Genomic DNA, 16669 nt, shown 5'->3' on the forward strand with positions numbered 1-16669 from the left:
CGAGGATCGGCAGCGCATCCATGTCGGCACGCAGGCCGATGACCTTGCCCGAGGCATTGCTCTTGCCCCTGATCACGCCAACCACGCCGGTGCGGCCGATGCCGGTGGCGATCTCGTCGCAGCCGAAGGCCTGCAGCTTCTCGGCGACCAGCGCCGAGGTGCGGTGCGTCTCGTAGAGGATCTCGGGGTTCTCGTGCAGGTCCCGGCGCCAGGCGGTGATCTCGGGGTGCATCTCTGCGAGACGGTTCTTGATGGGCATCTGGGGGCTCCTTTCAGGGGGGCGGTCAGCGGGACAGCGGCAGGCGGGCCTCGGCCAGCTCCGCGATCCAGCTCATCCCGTAGGGGATGACCGCGTCGTTGAATTCATATTCGGGATGGTGCAGCCCGGCGCTGTCGCCGTTGCCGACCAGGATATAGGCGCCGGGGCGGCGGCGCAGCATCTCGGCGAAATCATCCGCGCCCATGACGGGCGGGAAATCCGTGGTGGCGGAGGAGACCCTGTTGCCGGCCTCTGCCGCGAAACCGACGTTCTCGGCGTGGTTGATCAGCACCGGCGGGCCGGGCAGGAAGGTGATCTCGGCCGCCACCCCATAGGCGGCGGCGGTGGCCGTGGTGATCTCTTCGATCCGGGTGCGGACCTGCTTTTGCACGTCGTCGTCGTGTACCCGGTAGGTGCCCTTGAGGCGGACCACCTCGGGGATGACGTTGTAGGTATTCGTCTCGGTCACGAAGCCGCAGATCGAGACCACGGCATTGTGGACCGGATCGACATTGCGGCTGACGATGCTCTGCAGCGCCGTCACCACCTGGGCGGCGGCCAACGTCGTGTCGATGTTGAGGTTGGGCATGGCGGCATGCCCGCCCCGCCCCGTCAGCACCACGTCGAAACGTTCCGGCGCGGCGAACTGCGGGCCCGCGCGCAGGGTGAAATCCCCCAGCGGCTTGCCCGGCCAGTTGTGCATGCCATAGACCTCACCGATGCCGAAACGCTCGATCAGCCCGTCCTCGATCATCGCCCTGGCGCCGCCGCCGCCTTCTTCGGCGGGCTGGAAGATGCAGACGACCGACCCGGCGAAATTGCGCGTCTCGGCCAGGTATTGCGCCGCGCCGAGCAGCATCGAGGTATGGCCGTCATGGCCGCAGGCATGCATCTTGCCGGGCACGGTCGAGGCATGGGGCAGCCCGGTCGCCTCGAGGATCGGCAGGGCGTCCATGTCGGCGCGGAAGCCGACGGCCCCGCCATCGGACTTGCCCCGGATCACGGCAACGACGCCGGTCTGGCCAACGCCCTCGACCACCTCGTCACAGCCGAAGCCGCGCAGCTTCTCGGCGACGAAACGGGCGGTCTCATGTTCCTCGAAGCGCAGCTCGGGGTGGGCATGCAGGTGACGGCGCCAGCTGGCGACCTCGGGGGCCAGTTCGGCGATGCGGTTGCGCAGGGGCATCAGAGGCCCTCCAGGTGGTCGAGCAGGCGGCGCATGTAGTCCACGCCCCGGTCGAACTGCTCGACGGTGATGTATTCGTCCGGCTGATGCGCCTGGGCGATGTCGCCGGGGCCGCAGACCACGGCGGACATGCCGCGCGCCTGGAAGTAGCCGGCCTCGGTGCCGTAGCTGACCACGTGGCTGCCGTTGTCGCCGGTCAGCTGCCGCGCCAGCCGTTCGGCGGCGCCGTCGGTTTCCGGGCTCAGCCCCTTGGCATCGAAGAGCCGCGTCAGGGTGATCGAGGTCTCGGGGCGCACCGCCTGCATCCCCGCCTCGACGCGGCGCACCTCCTGCTCGTAGGCTTTCGCGTAGCTTTCGGGATCCTCGCCCGGCACGCAGCGGAAGGCCATCACGAACTGGCAGCTCTTGGCGGTGATGTTATGCGCCGTCCCGCCCGAGATCCGGCCCACATGGGCGTTGGTCCAGGGCGGATCGAAGAGCGCATCGGTGCCTGTCGGTTCCTTGGCGGCATTGGCCGCGTTGACCGCATTGCCCCAGTCGACCAGCTTCGCCGCCTCCATGATCGCCGAGACACCCGTGTAGGCGATCGAGCTGTGCACCTCGAAGCCGTTGACCTGGGTGTCGAAGGCCACCCCCGCCTTGTGACCCGAGACCACCTGCAGCATCGTGGGCTCGCCGATCAGCGCCACGGCGGGCTTGGGCACATGCGGCAGGGCATCCTCCAGCAGCGGGTCGGCGCCGAGCAGGCCGATTTCCTCGTCGTAGGTGAAGGCCAGGTGCAGCGGCTTGCCCAGCTTGCGACGGCTCGCCTCGGCCAGGGCCCAGACCGCCAGCGCGTCGAACCCCTTCATGTCGACGCAGCCGCGACCGAAAAGCTTGCCGTCCCGCTCTGTGACCTCGAAGGGATCCGAGGACCACTCCTGCCCGTCCACCGGCACCACGTCGGTATGGCCCGAGAGCACCACGCCGCCTGTCTCCGCCGGCCCGGTCCAGGCCCAGAGGCCGGCCTTGGGTTCGCTGGGGTGGGCGTGGCGGTAGCAGGTGACGCCGTGGCTTTCGAGATAGCCCTGCACCCAGTCGATCAGCGGCAGGTTGCTGTCGCGGGACACGGTGGGGAAGGAAACGAGCTTGGCGAGGATCTCGCGCGGGGTAAGGCTTTCGGGGCCAGACGAACGGGGCGTCATAGGGGGTCTTTCCTGCCGCGCAACCACTCTCGCGCGGATCTTGTTGCAATGGGGGCCGGGTGCGCCGGAACCCTCCGGCGCAGTGTTGCACAGTCCCGGGCGAAGGTCAGTAGCCGCTGTCGGTGGTCAGCACGTGATGATCCTCTCCGACCCTTTCGTAGACCGAGGGCTCGGCCTGGTAGTCGAGATCGTGGATCGGCGAGGGGATCGGCTTGAAGTTCAGCTCGCGCTCGGACTTGCGGCGCGTCGGGTCGGCAATCGGCACGGCCTTCATCAGCGCCTTGGTATAGGGGTGCTGGGGGTTCTCGAAGACCGCCTGACGGCTGCCGATCTCGACGATTCGGCCCAGGTACATGACGCCGACGCGGTGGCTGACGCGCTCCACCACGGCCATGTCGTGAGAAATGAACAGGAACGAGATGCCCAGGTCTGCCTGCAGCTCCATCATCAAGTTGACCACCTGCGCCTGCACCGAGACATCCAGCGCCGAAACCGCTTCGTCGGCGACGATCAGCTTGGGGTTCAGCGCCAGGGCGCGGGCGATGGCGACACGCTGGCGCTGACCGCCGGACAGCTCGTGCGGATAGCGGCGCATGAAGCTGCGCGGCAGCTCCACGCGGTCGAACAGCATCTCGATCCTCTCCTGCATCGCGCGGCCCTTCAGCGTACCGAAGTTGCGCATCGGCTCGGCCACCTGGTCGGACAGCTGCATCTGCGGGTTCAGCGAGGCGAAGGGATCCTGGAAGATCATCTGCATGTCGAGCCGCGCCTTGCGCAGGTCCCGGTCGTTCAGTGCCATGATGTCCTTGCCGTCGAGATTGACCTCTCCGGCCAGCGGTTCGACGAGGCGCAGCACCGAGCGGCCGGTGGTCGACTTGCCGCAACCGGATTCACCGACCAGCGACAGGGTCTGCCCCTTGCGGATGTCGAAGGAGACATCCTCGACCGCATGGACATTGGCAATGGTACGGCGCATCACGCCGCCCTTCACCGGGAAGCGGGTGGTCAGCCCCTTGACCGAGAGCAGCAGCTTGTCCTCGCCGGGGATGGGCGCGATCTTCTGGCCCTCGACGCCGAACAGCTTCATCGGCTCGGGCAGCGGCTTGCCGGTCATCTCGCCCAGCTTGGGCACAGCGGCCAGCAGGGCCTTGGTGTAATCGTGCTGCGGCGCGGTGAAGATCTGCTCGACCGGGCCCTCTTCGACCTTGTTGCCACGGAACATGACGACGACGCGGTCGGCCATCTGCGCCACGACGGCCATGTCGTGGGTGATGAACATCACCGCCGTGCCGGTCTCGCGCTTCAGGCGGTCCATCAGGGCGAGGATCTCGGCCTGGATGGTCACATCCAGCGCGGTGGTGGGTTCATCGGCGATCAGCAGGCGCGGTTCGCAGGCCAGGGCCATGGCAATCACGACGCGCTGGCGCATGCCGCCGGACAGCTCGTGCGGGTACTGCTTGATGCGGCGCTCGGGCTCGGGGATACGCACCTCGCGCAGCAGTTCCACGGCGCGGGCCATGGCCTGCTTGCGGCTCATCCCCTTGTGCAGCATCAGCCCTTCGGACAGCTGGCGACCGACGGTGAAGACGGGATTGAGCGCGGTCATCGGCTCCTGGAAGATCATCCCGATCTCGTTGCCGCGGATGGTGCGCATCAGCCCCTGCTCGGCACTGGCGAGGTCGACCTCGCCCCCGTCCTTTCGATCAAAAATTAGGCGCCCGCCCGCGATTTTTCCGCCGCCGAATTCCACCAGCCGCATCAGCGACAGCGAGGAAACCGACTTGCCCGACCCGGATTCGCCGACGACGCAGACCGTCTCGCCGGGGTTGATCTGGAACGAGACATCCTCGACCCCGATAACCGGACCGTCCTTTGTCTCGAAGGAAACGCGCAGATTCTCGATGCGGGCAATGGGAGCGGCGGAACCGTCGATATCAAGCATGGTGGGCCCTGTGAGTGTAATGACCCGCAAACGCTACAGAGCCTTTGCGAAGCTTGTCAAACCGCCTGTCCCACTCTCTTGGCGTCAGCCGCATTCCCTCAGCGTCAGCCAAGCGAGAGGGTTGCTTTTTGATCGAATCCGATTTTCGATACCCTCATCCTCGGGTGGGTGCGCAGCGCCCGGCAGCCGTTCAGGCCGCCGGGCGCTCTGGATATACCCCCCGGGTCAACGATCGGACCTGCAAGGTCCGGCACAACCAACTGGGAGATACCTATGACCCTGAGATCCGTCCTGCTCGGTGCGGCCGCCCTGTCGGCGCTGGCACCCGCAGCCATGGCCGAGCGCGGAAGCGATGGCCATGTCAACATCATCTACTGGCAGGCCCCCTCGGTCCTGAACCCCTACATGTCCGGCGGCACCAAGGACATCGAGTCCTCCTCGATGATTCTCGAGCCGCTCGGCCGCTTCGACGAGACCGGCGCCCTGGTGCCCTTCCTCGCCAAGGAGATCCCCACCGTCGAGAACGGCGGCGTTTCCGAAGACCTGACCTCGATCACCTGGGTCCTGAAGGAGGGCCTGCTGTGGTCCGACGGCTCGCCGGTGACCTCCGAGGACGTGCTGTTCACCTATGAATACTGCACCGCCGAGGAATTCGGCTGCGCCCAGGGCGCCAAGTTCGACAGCGTGTCGACCGTGGAAGCGCTGGACGAGCTGACCGTGAAGGTCACCTTCAAGGCGCCCACGCCGAACCCCTACCTGCCCTTCATGGGCGGTCAGTCCCCGATCATCCAGAAGGCCCAGTTCGCCGAGTGCCTCGGCGCGGCCGCCTCGACCTGCACCGAGGCCAACTTCAACCCGATCGGCACCGGCCCCTTCGTGGTGGACGAGTTCAAGCCGAACGACGTGATCTCGATGTCGGCCAACCCGAACTATCGTGACCCGGCCAAGCCCGCCTTCGCCACCGTCACCTTCAAGGGCGGCGGCGATGCGGCAGCCGCTGGCCGTGCCGTGCTGGAAACCGGCGAATTCGACTACGCCTGGAACCTGCAGCTGGCCCCCGAAGTCATCGCCGAGATGGAAAAGGGCGGCAAGGGTCAGACCGTGGTCGGCTTCGGCACCCTGGTCGAGCGGATCGAGATGAACCTGACCGATCCCTCCTCGGACCTCTCCCCGGACGTGCGCTCGACCCGCGAGGCGCCGCATCCGTTCCTCAGCGATCTGAACGTGCGCAAGGCGCTGTCGATGGCCATCGACCGCGAGATCCTGGTGGAAATCGGCTATGGCGAAGCGGGCCGCGCGACCTGTAACCTGGTCCCCGCCCCGGCCCTCTACGCCTCGCCCAATACCGACTGCCTGGTGCAGGACCTGGAAGGCGCCAAGGCACTGTTGGACGAAGCCGGCTGGGTCGACACCAACGGCAACGGCATCCGCGACAAGGATGGCGTCGAGATGGAAGTGCTCTTCCAGACCTCGACCAACGCCGTGCGCCAGAACTTCCAGGACGCCATCAAGGCGTGGTGGGAAATGATCGGCCTCTCGGTCGAGCTGCGCAACGTGTCCGGTTCGGTCTTCTTCGGCGGTGACGCCGGTTCGCCCGATACCTTCCAGAAGTTCTACGCGGACGCCGAGATGTACGCCAACAACTTCGACGGCACCGACCCGCAGGCCTACCTGGCGCAGTACCGCTGCGACAACGAGCCCCAGCCCGACAACCAGTGGCAGGGTGAGAACATCAACCGCTACTGCGATCCGGAATACGACGCCCTGCTCGACGAGCTGGCCGCCACCGGCGAGCTGGAGAAGCGCGGCGAGATCGCCATCAAGCTGAACGAGATGCTGACCAAGGAAAGCTACACCATCGTTCCGCTGGTCGACCGTGGTCGTGTCTCGGCGCATTCGAACACCCTCGGCGGCGTTGTCCTGAACACCTGGGACTCCGAGCTGTGGAACGTGGCCGACTGGTACCGCATCAAGGAGTGATCCTTGCCCCTGGGGATCCGGCGTGTCCGGGTCCCCGCCCCCCGCGCCTGACCGCGCCGCCCCGAGGCAGAAGAACGACCGGGTCCGCGCCCCGGCATGCCTTCCGAGGGAACGGCCGGACCTGCGCCCCAGACGCCCGGATCTTCCATGCTGACATTCACCCTTCGACGACTGCTGATCGCAGTCCCGACATTGCTTGCAAGCGCCATCGTGATCTTCGCGCTGCTGCAACTCGCCCCCGGCGACCCGATGGCCAATGTGCCGCTGACCGTTCCCCCGGAAGTGAAACAGCGGATGCGCGAGGCCCTCGGCCTCGGCGAACCCGTTCACATCCAGTTCTGGAAATGGCTGGTCCAGTTCTTCTGGATCGAACCCCAGGTCCTGATCGACAATATTTTCGGCACCGGCTTCGCCGACGGCAAGCTGCGGGTGCTCTCCTGGCAGACCCGGTCGCCGGTGATGGACATCGTGGTGCAACGCCTGCCGCAGACCCTCTGGGTCGTGGGCACCTCCTACCTGGTGGGCATCGTCATCGCCCTGCCGATCGGCATCTACTCGGCCTATCGCCAGTACTCGGTCTTCGACCAGGCCGGGACCTTCGTGTCGATGGTCGGCTACTCGGTGCCGACCTTCTTCACCGGCGTGCTGCTGATCGTGATCTTCTCGGTCAACATGCCGCGCGAAAGCTTCTTCTGGTTCCCCTCGATCTACGACACCACGCACAAGGTCACCGACTGGTCGAGCTTCGGCTTCCAGGTGCGCCAGATGTTCCTGCCGGTGATGGTGCTGGCGCTCTACAACGCCGCCCAGATCAGCCGCTTCATGCGCGCCTCGATGCTGGACAACCTGAACCAGGACTACGTCCGCACTGCCCGCGCCAAGGGCCTGGGCGAAAGCATCGTCGTCATGGTCCACGTGCTGCGCAATTCGCTGATCCCCGTGGTCACCGTGATCGCCCTCGGCGTGCCGCAGGTCTTCGGCGGCGCCATCATCACCGAACAGGTCTTCAAGGTGAACGGCCTGGGTCACCTGCTGATCGGCGCCATCGAGGCCAATGACCTGCCGATGGTGCAGACGCTCACCTTCATCTTTGCCGTGCTCATCGTGCTCTTCAACCTGATCGCCGACGTGCTCTACGGCATCCTCGACCCGCGGATCCGCTATGACTGATGACCTGAATGACCCTGTCCCCGCGGGGACCACGCAACCGGGAGGCGTCCTCGCGGCGCCCCTGCCCTCCACCCCTCCGCGCAGCCAGTGGCACGAGGTCTGGACCCAGTTCCGCCAGCACAAGGGCGCGATGCTGGGCGGCGTCGTCTTCCTGGTCATCGTGCTGGGCGTGGCCTTCGGACCCTGGCTCTGGCCCCTGGACCCGGCGGCCATCGACTTCCGCGCCCGCAACGTCGGGCCGACCTGGGCACATCCCTTCGGCACCGACCAGCTGGGCCGCGACATGCTGGCCCGGATGATCGAGGGCGGGCGGGTCTCGCTGTCGGTCGGGATCACCGCGATGCTGCTGGCGCTGGTGCTGGGCACGCTGGTCGGGGTGCTGGCAGGCTACTTCCGCCGGCTGGACAACCTGCTGATGCGGCTGACCGACCTCTTCCTGGCGCTGCCCCTGCTGCCGCTTCTTCTGGTCATGGTGCTGCTGTTCCGGGAACCGCTGGCCAAGGCCTTCGGCATCGAGACCGGGATCTTCATCCTGATGGTCTCGGCGATCGGGATCACCTCGTGGATGCCGACGGCACGGATCGTGCGTGGCGACGTGCTGGCCCTGAAGGAGCGCGAGTTCGTCCTGGCGGCGCGCTCCATCGGCACGACCAACACGATGATGATCGCACGCCACATCCTGCCCAACGTGATCTCGCCCATCGTGGTCTCGGCGACGCTCGGCATCGCCAATGCGATCATCACCGAAAGCGCGCTGAGCTTCCTCGGCCTCGGCTTCCCGCCGGACTTCCCGACCTGGGGACGTCTGCTGTTCGACGCGGTCGACTACATGCAGCAGAACCCCGAGAGGGTGGTCATGCCCGGTATCGCGATCTCGCTGACGGTGCTCTCGGTGAACTACCTCGGCGACGGGCTGCGCGACGCGCTCGACCCCCGCATCCGGGGCCGCTGAGCAAACCGCCAAGATGAGAACGCCCCGGCCCGCGCCGGGGCGTTTTCCTTTCAGCCCTTCCGCTCGGGTCGTTTCGCGATCGTGCCCTGCGCCGCGGCGACAAGCTTTTCTTCGCCCGCCGTCACCGCGAAGATGTCACAGCGGCAGACCGCCTGGGTCGCGCCATGGGACATCACCTGCCCCCGCGCCACCAGCCGCTCGCCGATCCCGGGCCGCAGGAAGTTGATCTTCCACTCCAGCGTCAGCACGTCCTGCAGCACCGAGCCCCCGGCGAAGGTCAGCGCCATGTCGGCCAGGGTCGATGTCACGCCCCCGTGCACGAAGCCGTTGTGCTGCTTGTGACGTTCCTCGATCTCGAGCACGAGTTCGCAGAAGCCCTCCTCGAAGCGCGCGATCTCGACGCCGACAAGCTTCGAGAACGGCTGCCCATCCAGGATGGCCTGTCCGACGGGTCTCAGGTCCATGTCGTTCCTCCCAATGATCCTCGCCCCACCCTGCCCCTGCGCGCGCCCCTGTCCACCGGAACGCCACGTCCCGAAGTCCGCGCAACTTGCGGGCCGTGAGAGCCTCCGGCGGCAGTATTTGCGGCCATCGGATGGATGCAGCCTGCCCTTGTTCCATCCGATGGCTGAAAATACTGCGGGGGGAGCGCGGCACGCGCGGGGGGCAGCGCCCCCCTCCCCGCCCTGCGTCCCAGCAAAAAGGGCGGCGCTTACGCACCGCCCTTTCCGATAGCCCGGTCCCGCGAGGATCAGATCTTGCTCAGAAGATCCCCGATGCTCTGCTTGGCATCGCCGTAGTACATGCGGGTGTTGTCCTTGTAGAACAGCGGGTTCTCGATGCCCGAGTAGCCCGTGCCCTGGCCGCGCTTCGACACGAAGACCTGCTTGGCTTTCCAGACCTCCAGCACCGGCATCCCAGCGATCGGAGAGTTCGGGTCTTCCTGCGCCGCCGGGTTCACGATGTCGTTCGAGCCGATGACGATCACGACGTCCGTATCCGGGAAGTCGTCGTTGATCTCGTCCATCTCCAGCACGATGTCATAGGGCACCTTGGCTTCCGCCAGCAGCACGTTCATGTGACCGGGCAGACGGCCCGCGACGGGGTGGATGGCGAAACGCACCTCCTTGCCCTTCTCGCGCAGCTTACGGGTCAGCTCGGCCACGTTCTGCTGCGCCTGAGCCACGGCCATGCCGTAGCCGGGCACGATGACGACCGAGTCCGCCTCGTCCAGCGCCTGGGCCACACCGTCGACGTCGATGGGCTTCTGCTCGCCCTCGACTTCCATCGCCGGGCCCGTGGTGCCGCCGAAGCCGCCCAGGATCACCGAAACGAAGGAGCGGTTCATCGCCTTGCACATGATGTACGACAGGATCGCCCCCGAGGAACCGACCAGCGCACCCACCACGATCAGCAGATCATTGGACAGCGAGAAGCCGATGGCCGCAGCCGCCCAGCCCGAGTAGGAGTTCAGCATCGAGACCACCACGGGCATGTCGGCGCCGCCGATGCCCATGATCAGGTGGTAGCCGATGAACAGCGCCGCCAGCGTCATCAGCAGCAGCGGGAAGGTACCGCCGGTGCTCATGTACCAGACGAGGCAGATCACCGAGATGCCTGCCGCCGTGATGTTCAGCACATGGCCGCCGGGCAGCTTCTCGGCTTTCGAGGTCAGCTTGCCGGCCAGTTTGCCGTAGGCCACCACCGAGCCGGTGAAGGTCACCGCACCGATGAAGACGCCGAGGAACAGCTCGACCGAGAGGATGCCCAGCTCGACCGCGTCCTTGTGTGCCACGAGGTCGGCGAAGACGCCCTCGGGCTCGGCACCGCCGGCAAGCACGGCCATTGTGATATGGGCGTTGTAGCCGACGAAGACCGCCGCGAGGCCGACGAGGCTGTGCATGGCCGCGACCAGCTGCGGCATCTCGGTCATCTCGACCTTCTTGGCCACGTACCAGCCGATGATGCCGCCGCCCGCGATCAGGATCGCCGAAAGCAGCCAGAGGCCCGAACCTGGGCCGATGAGGGTGGCAAGAACCGCGAGGCCCATGCCGACGATACCGTACCAGACCGCCCGCTTGGCGCTTTCCTGACCGGAAAGCCCGCCGAGCGAGAGGATGAAGAGCACAGCCGCGACCACATAGGCCGCCGTGGTGAATCCGAAGTCCATCTAGCCGGTCTCCTTAGGATTTCTGGAACATGGCGAGCATGCGCCGGGTCACGAGGAAGCCGCCGAAGATGTTGATCCCGGCCATGAAGACCGAAAGCGCGGCAAGCAGGATCACCAGGAAGGAGCCCGAGCCGATCTGCATCAGGGCGCCGAGGATGATGATCGACGAGATTGCATTGGTCACCGCCATCAGCGGCGTGTGCAGCGAATGCGCCACGCCCCAGATGACCTGGAAGCCGACGAAGACCGACAGCACGAAGACGATGAAATGCTGCATGAAGCTGGAGGGCGCGATCAGCCCCACGCCCAGCACCAGCGCGGCCATGACGGCCAGCAGCGTCACCTGGTTGCGGGTCTGCTTCTTGAAGGCGGCGGTCTCGGCCGCGCGCTTCTCTTCCGGGGTCAGCTCGGGCGCCTTCGGCTTGGGCTTCTGCGCCGCAATGGCGGCGACCTTCAGCGGCGGCGGCGGGAAGGTGATCTCTCCGGCACGGGTCACCGTGGCCGAGCGGATCACGTCGTCTTCCATGTCGTGGTTGACCACGCCGTCCTTCTCGGGCGTCAGGTCCGCCAGCAGGTGGCGGATGTTGGTCGCATAGAGCGACGAGGCCTGGGTGGCCATGCGCGAGGGGAAATCGGTGTAGCCGACGATGGTCACGCCGTTTTCGGTGACGACCTTCTCATCGGCCACGGTGCCCTCGGCGTTGCCGCCCTTTTCCGCCGCAAGGTCGACGATGACCGAGCCGGGCTTCATGCTGGCGATCATGTCGGCCAGCCAGAGCTTCGGCGCCTCGCGGTTGGGGATCAGCGCCGTCGTGATGACGATGTCGATCTCCGGGGCGATCTCGCGGAACTTGGCCAGCTGGGCCTCGCGGAACTCGGGCGAGGAGACGGAGGCGTAGCCGCCGGTGGCGGCGCCGTCCTGCTGCTCTTCCTCGAAGTCGAGGTATACGAACTCGGCGCCCATGCTCTCGACCTGCTCGGCCACTTCGGGGCGCACGTCGAAGGCATAGGTGATGGCGCCCAGAGAGGTCGAGGTGCCGATGGCCGCAAGGCCTGCGACGCCCGCACCGATGACCAGCACCTTGGCCGGGGGCACCTTGCCCGCGGCGGTGATCTGGCCGGTGAAGAAGCGGCCAAAGTTGTTGCCGGCCTCGATCACGGCACGGTAACCGGCGATATTCGCCATCGACGACAGGGCGTCCATCTTCTGCGCACGGGAAATACGCGGCACCATCTCCATGGCGACGGCGGTACTGCCCTGCGCCTTGATCTGGTCCAGCAGCTCGGCATTGCCGCCGGGGTTGAGGAACGAGATCAGCGTCTGGCCCTCGCGCAGCAGCTTGACCTCCTCCTCGGAGGGCTGGCGCACCTTGGCGACGATATCGGCCTGCTCGTAGAGCGCGCCGGCATCGGCCACGACGGTCACGCCGGCCTGTTCATAGGCGGCATCAAGGAAGCCGGCCTTCAGGCCCGCGCCGCTCTGGATCAGGCACTCATGGCCCAGTTTCTGCAATTGCAGCGCCGAGTCCGGGGTCATCGCGACCCGCGCCTCTCCCTCGAACACTTCGGTTGGCGTTCCGATCTTCACCTGTGTCGTCCCCCTTCTGAGCACGGCGTGGTGACCGCCGCCGGACATTTCCGACCGCAGTCCTGATGTTAGCGCGCAACATTGTTGCGCATCGGGCTGGGGTTCCGTTTGCCCGGAATATCCAGCCCTGTCAAATGGGAACCCTAGGCCATGCAGGGCCGACTGCAAGGGCCTTTCCCCCGAGGAACCCTGCCGCCCATCGGGCAGGCGACCGCGCGCGGCGGCTTGATCGGAACGGCCCCGGCGCCTAGGCTCCTTTCGACATGCGGAACGGATTTCCGCAGATGGGAGGAGAGATATGGATCTGCAAGGCAAACACGCCCTCGTCACCGGGGGCGGCACGGGGATCGGGCTGGCGATCGCAACGGCGCTGGCCGGGTGCGGCGCTCAGGTGACGATCACCGGACGGCGGCTGGAGGTGCTTCAGGCCGTGGCCGGACCGGGGCTGCATCCGGCGGTGATGGATGTCACCGAGGAAAGCCAGGTGCGCGACGTGATCGGTGCCGCCGTCGCGGCACGGGGGCCGGTGCAGATCTGCGTCGCCAACGCCGGCATCGCCGAGGGACGCAAGCTGCACAAGACCAGCTCTGAGTTCTGGCGCCGGATCATGGCGACCAACCTTGACGGCTGCTTCTACACGGTGCGCGAGAGCCTGACCTCAATGCTGCAGACCGACTGGGGGCGGGTCATCGCGGTCTCGTCCATCGCCGGGCTGCGCGGCGCGGCGGGGGCCGGGGCCTATGCGGCCTCGAAGCATGGGGTCATCGGCATGATGCGCAGCTTTGCCGAGGATTTCCTGGGACAGCCCTATACGTTCAACTCGATCTGCCCCGGCTACGTGGATACCCCCATCGTCAGCCGCAATACCGAGGCCATCAGGGACCGCACCGGGGTCAGCGCCGAAGAGGCACAGGCCATGATGGTCGGGCTGAACCGCCACAAGCGGCTGATCACGCCGGAAGAGGTCGCGGCGGCGGCGCTCTGGCTCTGCGATCCGCTGAGCGGCAGCACCAACGGCACCGAGGTGCGTATCGCCGGCGGGCAGGTCTGAGGCAGTGGGAGGGCCGGGATAGCGCCGTCCGATCGCGGCAGGATCGCTGCGGGGGTAAGGTGGGATGTCTCCCACCCTACGCGGTGTGCACCGCCTGCCCGTTCAACTTGCGACGCGAGGACAGGGGCGTAGGGTGGGTGCCAACCCACCTACCCTCTCAAAGGACCAGGTCAGGTCCCAAACTCAGGTCCCAAGCTTGGGCCCCAAACCCTTGCCTCCAAATCAAGTCCCACACTAAAGCCCCCATTTCAGGCGCGGCGCAGCACCGGGAAGGCGTTGCGGCCCGAGGCCCAGGCCCGCGCCGCCTCGCCCAGCCCCTCGAAGAGCGGGCGCGACACGGGATCGTTGGCGGCGTTGTATTCCGGGTGCCACTGCACCGCGAGGGTATAGCCCGAGGCGCCGTCGACATAGGCCGCTTCGGGGGTGCCGTCCGGCGCACGGCCGTCGACCACGAAGCGCTTGCCCGGGGTCACCACCCCCTGCCCGTGCAGGGTGTTGGTCATCACCTCGGACGCGCCCATGATATGGTGAAAGACCCCGTCCTCGGTGAAGCTCACCTTGTGGCGCAGGGCGAATTTCTCTTCCAGCGTGCCGTCCGGGGGCATCCGGTGGTTCAGCCGCCCGGGCAACTCGCGGATCTCGGGGTGCAGGGTGCTGCCCATGGCCACGGCGACTTCCTGGAAGCCGCGACAGATGCCGAGGAAAGGCTGGCCGCGCTCGACGCAGGCGCGCACCAGCGGCAGGGTGATCGCATCGCGCGCCCGGTCGAAGGCGCCATGGGCCGCGGTCTCTTCCTCGCCATATTCGGAGGGGTGGACATTGGGTCGCCCCCCGGTCAGCACGAAGCCGTCGTAGGTCTCCAGCAGCTCTTCGACCGAGACCATGCGGGGATCAGCGGGGATCAGCGCCGGCTGGCAACCGCAGACATCCGAGACCGCTTCGCAGTTCATCACGCCCCCGGCGTGGATCCGGTAGGACTCGTCCACGGTGTGCAGGTTGGTGATGATGCCGATCAGGGGTCGTTTCATGGGATGCCTCGCGCTCTGCCGGACAATCTACTACCGCACCCAGCCGAAGAAAACGGAAATCCCTGTGCAGGGACGCACCCCCGACCCGCACCGCTACGGAATGCGGCAGAAAGGCACGCTCCGCCCGCCTGCCGAGGCAGGCGCGGCGCCGAGGCCCCACCCCGGCCCTCCCGCGCCGCGGGTCCCGCTGCGGCAGGTCACTCTGTTGGCGCTTCGGGCGCACCGGCAGCGGTCTCGGCGGGCGGCTCCTCGCCGTCGGTGGTATCCAGCAGCATCAGCGCGGTTGCGCCGAGGCCAAGCAGCACGGCTATGGCGATCCCCCAGATGGCGCCCCTGTGGCGGCGCTGCTGGCGGTCTGTATTGGTGTCAGGGGCGGACATGGGCCGTTCCTCCTTCTGGTGAACCTGACGGCCCAACGCCCGCCCCCTGCGGGTCGTTCCCCGGTCCTGCCCTTGCAATCCGCGCGCCGGGGGTCAACATCGCAGGCAACAGATGATGCGAAAGGACCCCCCATGAAGGACGCCGCCGCCACCACCCCGGCCCAGACGATCTACCTTGCCGACTACACGCCCTTCGGCTGGAGCGTCGAGGATGTGCACCTGACCTTCCGCCTCGCGCCCGAGGGCACCCGGGTCATCTCGCGCATCCGCTTTGCCCCAAACCCCGACGCCAGCCAGGGCAGCTTCTTCCTGCACGGCGAAGACCTGACCCTGATCAGCGCGAAGATCGACGGACAGGCCGTCTCTCCCGAGATCAGCGAAGAGGGCCTGACCTGCGCGGTTCCCGACGCCCCCTTCACCTGGGAAGCCGAGGTCGAGATCGCCCCGGCGAAGAACTTCGCGCTGGAGGGCCTCTACATGTCGAACGGCATGTACTGCACCCAGTGCGAGGCCGAGGGCTTCCGCAAGATCACCTATTACCCCGACCGCCCCGACGTGATGTCGGTCTTCACCGTCCGCATCGAGGGCGACGAGCCGGTCAAGCTGTCGAACGGCAACCCCGTCGCCTCGGGCGAAGGGTTCGCCGAATGGCACGACCCCTGGCCCAAGCCCGCCTATCTCTTCGCGCTGGTGGCGGGCGACCTGATCGCCCACCCCGACCGCTTCACCACCCGCTCCGGCAAGGAGGTCGAGCTGAACATCTACGTGCGCCCCGGTGATGAAGACAAATGCGCCTTCGGCATGGAGGCGCTGAAGAAGTCGATGAAGTGGGACGAGGACGTCTATGGCCGCGAATACGACCTGGATATCTTCAACATCGTCGCCGTCGACGACTTCAACATGGGCGCGATGGAGAACAAGGGGCTCAACATCTTCAACTCCTCCTGCGTGCTGGCCTCACCCGAGACCTCGACGGATGCCAACTTCGAGCGCATCGAGGCGATCATCGCGCATGAGTACTTCCACAACTGGACCGGCAACCGCATCACCTGCCGCGACTGGTTCCAGCTGTGCCTGAAGGAGGGTCTGACGGTGTTCCGCGACGCCTCCTTTACCGCCGACATGCGCTCTGAGCCGGTGAAGCGGATCAGCGACGTGATCGACCTGCGCGCCCGCCAGTTCCGCGAGGACAACGGCCCGCTGGCCCACCCGGTCCGCCCCGAGAGCTTCCAGGAGATCAACAACTTCTACACCGCCACGGTCTACGAGAAGGGCGCCGAAGTGATCGGCATGCTGAAGCGCCTCGTCGGGGACGCCGCCTATGCGAAGGCGCTGGATCTCTACTTCGACCGCCACGACGGCCAGGCCTGCACCATCGAGGACTGGCTGCAGGTCTTCGAGGATGCAACGGGCCGCGACCTGACCCAGTTCAAGCGCTGGTATTCCCAGGCCGGCACCCCGCGCCTGCATGTGCGCGAAGAGTGGGCCGACGGCACCTTCACCCTGCATTTCAGCCAGCAGACGCCGCCCACCCCCGGCCAACCCGACAAGCTGCCGCAGGTGCTGCCGATAGCCGTCGGCCTGATCGGCCCCAATGGCGACGAGGTGCAGGGGACGACCCTGCTGGAGATGACCGAGACGGAGCAGAGCTTCTCCTTCTCCGGTCTCGGCGCGCGGCCGGTGCCCTCGATCCTGCGCGGCTTCTCGGCCCCGGTGATCCTGCAGCACGAGACCGACACCGAAACCCGCGCCTTCCTGCTGGCCCATGACACCGATCCC

13 protein-coding genes and 1 pseudogene are annotated in these 16669 nt (G+C 66.6%); 5 read left to right on the plus strand and 9 right to left on the minus strand.

Going from position 1 to position 16669, the window contains the following annotated elements:
* The 4 genes and pseudogenes from OS124_RS23460 to OS124_RS0102375 all read right to left on the minus strand — a co-directional run.
* A pseudogene (locus OS124_RS23460) lies at positions 1-259 on the minus strand (amidohydrolase); the annotation flags it as partial.
* Positions 260-284: 25 nt separating this feature from the next.
* Complete coding sequence (locus tag OS124_RS0102365) at positions 285-1445, minus strand: M20 aminoacylase family protein (RefSeq protein WP_010137698.1); 1161 nt, start codon at positions 1443-1445, stop codon at positions 285-287.
* The gene (gene argE / locus OS124_RS0102370) at positions 1445-2629 is read right to left on the minus strand and encodes an acetylornithine deacetylase (protein WP_010137699.1); all 1185 of its coding nucleotides are present in this window, start codon (positions 2627-2629) and stop codon (positions 1445-1447) included. Before argE ends, OS124_RS0102365 begins: the two co-directional genes overlap by 1 nt.
* Before the next feature lie 106 nt (positions 2630-2735).
* Positions 2736-4571 carry an ABC transporter ATP-binding protein gene (locus tag OS124_RS0102375; protein WP_010137701.1) on the minus strand — a complete coding sequence of 612 codons (1836 nt, stop codon included), beginning with the start codon at positions 4569-4571 and terminating at the stop codon, positions 2736-2738.
* Positions 4572-4844: 273 nt separating this feature from the next.
* Here OS124_RS0102375 and OS124_RS0102380 point away from each other — a divergent pair, with 273 nt between their 5' ends.
* The 3 genes from OS124_RS0102380 to OS124_RS0102390 all read left to right on the plus strand — a co-directional run bounded on the left by OS124_RS0102380 (position 4845) and on the right by OS124_RS0102390 (position 8673).
* Positions 4845-6551 carry a peptide ABC transporter substrate-binding protein gene (locus tag OS124_RS0102380; protein WP_010137702.1) on the plus strand — a complete coding sequence of 569 codons (1707 nt, stop codon included), beginning with the start codon at positions 4845-4847 and terminating at the stop codon, positions 6549-6551.
* A 147-nt stretch (positions 6552-6698) separates the two neighbouring features.
* A complete protein-coding gene (locus tag OS124_RS0102385; protein WP_010137703.1) occupies positions 6699-7721 on the plus strand; it encodes an ABC transporter permease in 1023 nt (340 codons plus the stop codon).
* Positions 7714-8673 (plus strand): ABC transporter permease, encoded by a 960-nt coding sequence (locus OS124_RS0102390; RefSeq protein ID WP_010137704.1) that lies wholly within the window; start codon positions 7714-7716, stop codon positions 8671-8673. Before OS124_RS0102385 ends, OS124_RS0102390 begins: the two co-directional genes overlap by 8 nt.
* Before the next feature lie 50 nt (positions 8674-8723).
* Here OS124_RS0102390 and OS124_RS0102395 read toward each other — a convergent pair whose 3' ends face one another.
* From OS124_RS0102395 to OS124_RS0102405, 3 genes are all read right to left on the minus strand, one after another.
* On the minus strand, positions 8724-9137 hold the full coding sequence (locus tag OS124_RS0102395) for a PaaI family thioesterase (RefSeq protein ID WP_010137705.1): 414 nt from the start codon (positions 9135-9137) through the stop codon (positions 8724-8726).
* Between the two features lie 287 nt (positions 9138-9424).
* On the minus strand, positions 9425-10843 hold the full coding sequence (locus tag OS124_RS0102400; protein ID WP_010137706.1) for an NAD(P)(+) transhydrogenase (Re/Si-specific) subunit beta: 1419 nt from the start codon (positions 10841-10843) through the stop codon (positions 9425-9427).
* Positions 10844-10856: 13 nt separating this feature from the next.
* Positions 10857-12431 carry a Re/Si-specific NAD(P)(+) transhydrogenase subunit alpha gene (locus tag OS124_RS0102405; protein WP_010137707.1) on the minus strand — a complete coding sequence of 525 codons (1575 nt, stop codon included), beginning with the start codon at positions 12429-12431 and terminating at the stop codon, positions 10857-10859.
* 298 nt (positions 12432-12729) lie between these two features.
* Between OS124_RS0102405 and OS124_RS0102410 the strand changes: the two genes are divergently transcribed.
* Positions 12730-13482, plus strand: a complete 753-nt coding sequence (locus OS124_RS0102410; protein WP_010137708.1) for an SDR family NAD(P)-dependent oxidoreductase — start codon at positions 12730-12732, stop codon at positions 13480-13482.
* A 248-nt stretch (positions 13483-13730) separates the two neighbouring features.
* On the opposite strand, the gene OS124_RS0102415 is transcribed toward OS124_RS0102410, so the two are convergent.
* Both OS124_RS0102415 and OS124_RS23465 read right to left on the minus strand, forming a co-directional pair.
* Complete coding sequence (locus OS124_RS0102415) at positions 13731-14510, minus strand: gamma-glutamyl-gamma-aminobutyrate hydrolase family protein (protein WP_010137709.1); 780 nt, start codon at positions 14508-14510, stop codon at positions 13731-13733.
* A 197-nt stretch (positions 14511-14707) separates the two neighbouring features.
* Positions 14708-14890 (minus strand): hypothetical protein, encoded by a 183-nt coding sequence (locus OS124_RS23465; RefSeq protein ID WP_010137710.1) that lies wholly within the window; start codon positions 14888-14890, stop codon positions 14708-14710.
* 132 nt (positions 14891-15022) lie between these two features.
* Here OS124_RS23465 and pepN point away from each other — a divergent pair.
* On the plus strand, positions 15023-16669 hold a 1647-nt coding region (gene pepN, locus OS124_RS0102425), incomplete at its 3' end, for an aminopeptidase N (protein WP_010137711.1).

Origin of the sequence: Oceanicola sp. S124 (assembly GCF_000220565.1) — a bacterium.
In the GTDB taxonomy this organism is placed as follows: Bacteria; Pseudomonadota; Alphaproteobacteria; order Rhodobacterales; family Rhodobacteraceae; genus Pseudooceanicola.

Bases quoted from the DNA above. Each gene is read 5' to 3' on its own strand.
- argE (WP_010137699.1), bottom strand. From the start codon at position 2,629: ATGACGCCCCGTTCGTCTGGCCCCGAAAGCCTTACCCCGCGCGAGATC.
- OS124_RS0102365 (WP_010137698.1), bottom strand. From the start codon at position 1,445: ATGCCCCTGCGCAACCGCATCGCCGAACTGGCCCCCGAGGTCGCCAGC.
- OS124_RS0102410 (WP_010137708.1), top strand. From the start codon at position 12,730: ATGGATCTGCAAGGCAAACACGCCCTCGTCACCGGGGGCGGCACGGGG.
- OS124_RS0102390 (WP_010137704.1), top strand. From the start codon at position 7,714: ATGACTGATGACCTGAATGACCCTGTCCCCGCGGGGACCACGCAACCG.
- OS124_RS0102385 (WP_010137703.1), top strand. From the start codon at position 6,699: ATGCTGACATTCACCCTTCGACGACTGCTGATCGCAGTCCCGACATTG.
- OS124_RS23465 (WP_010137710.1), bottom strand. From the start codon at position 14,890: ATGTCCGCCCCTGACACCAATACAGACCGCCAGCAGCGCCGCCACAGG.
- OS124_RS0102415 (WP_010137709.1), bottom strand. From the start codon at position 14,510: ATGAAACGACCCCTGATCGGCATCATCACCAACCTGCACACCGTGGAC.
- OS124_RS0102400 (WP_010137706.1), bottom strand. From the start codon at position 10,843: ATGGACTTCGGATTCACCACGGCGGCCTATGTGGTCGCGGCTGTGCTC.
- OS124_RS0102395 (WP_010137705.1), bottom strand. From the start codon at position 9,137: ATGGACCTGAGACCCGTCGGACAGGCCATCCTGGATGGGCAGCCGTTC.
- OS124_RS0102375 (WP_010137701.1), bottom strand. From the start codon at position 4,571: ATGCTTGATATCGACGGTTCCGCCGCTCCCATTGCCCGCATCGAGAAT.
- OS124_RS0102380 (WP_010137702.1), top strand. From the start codon at position 4,845: ATGACCCTGAGATCCGTCCTGCTCGGTGCGGCCGCCCTGTCGGCGCTG.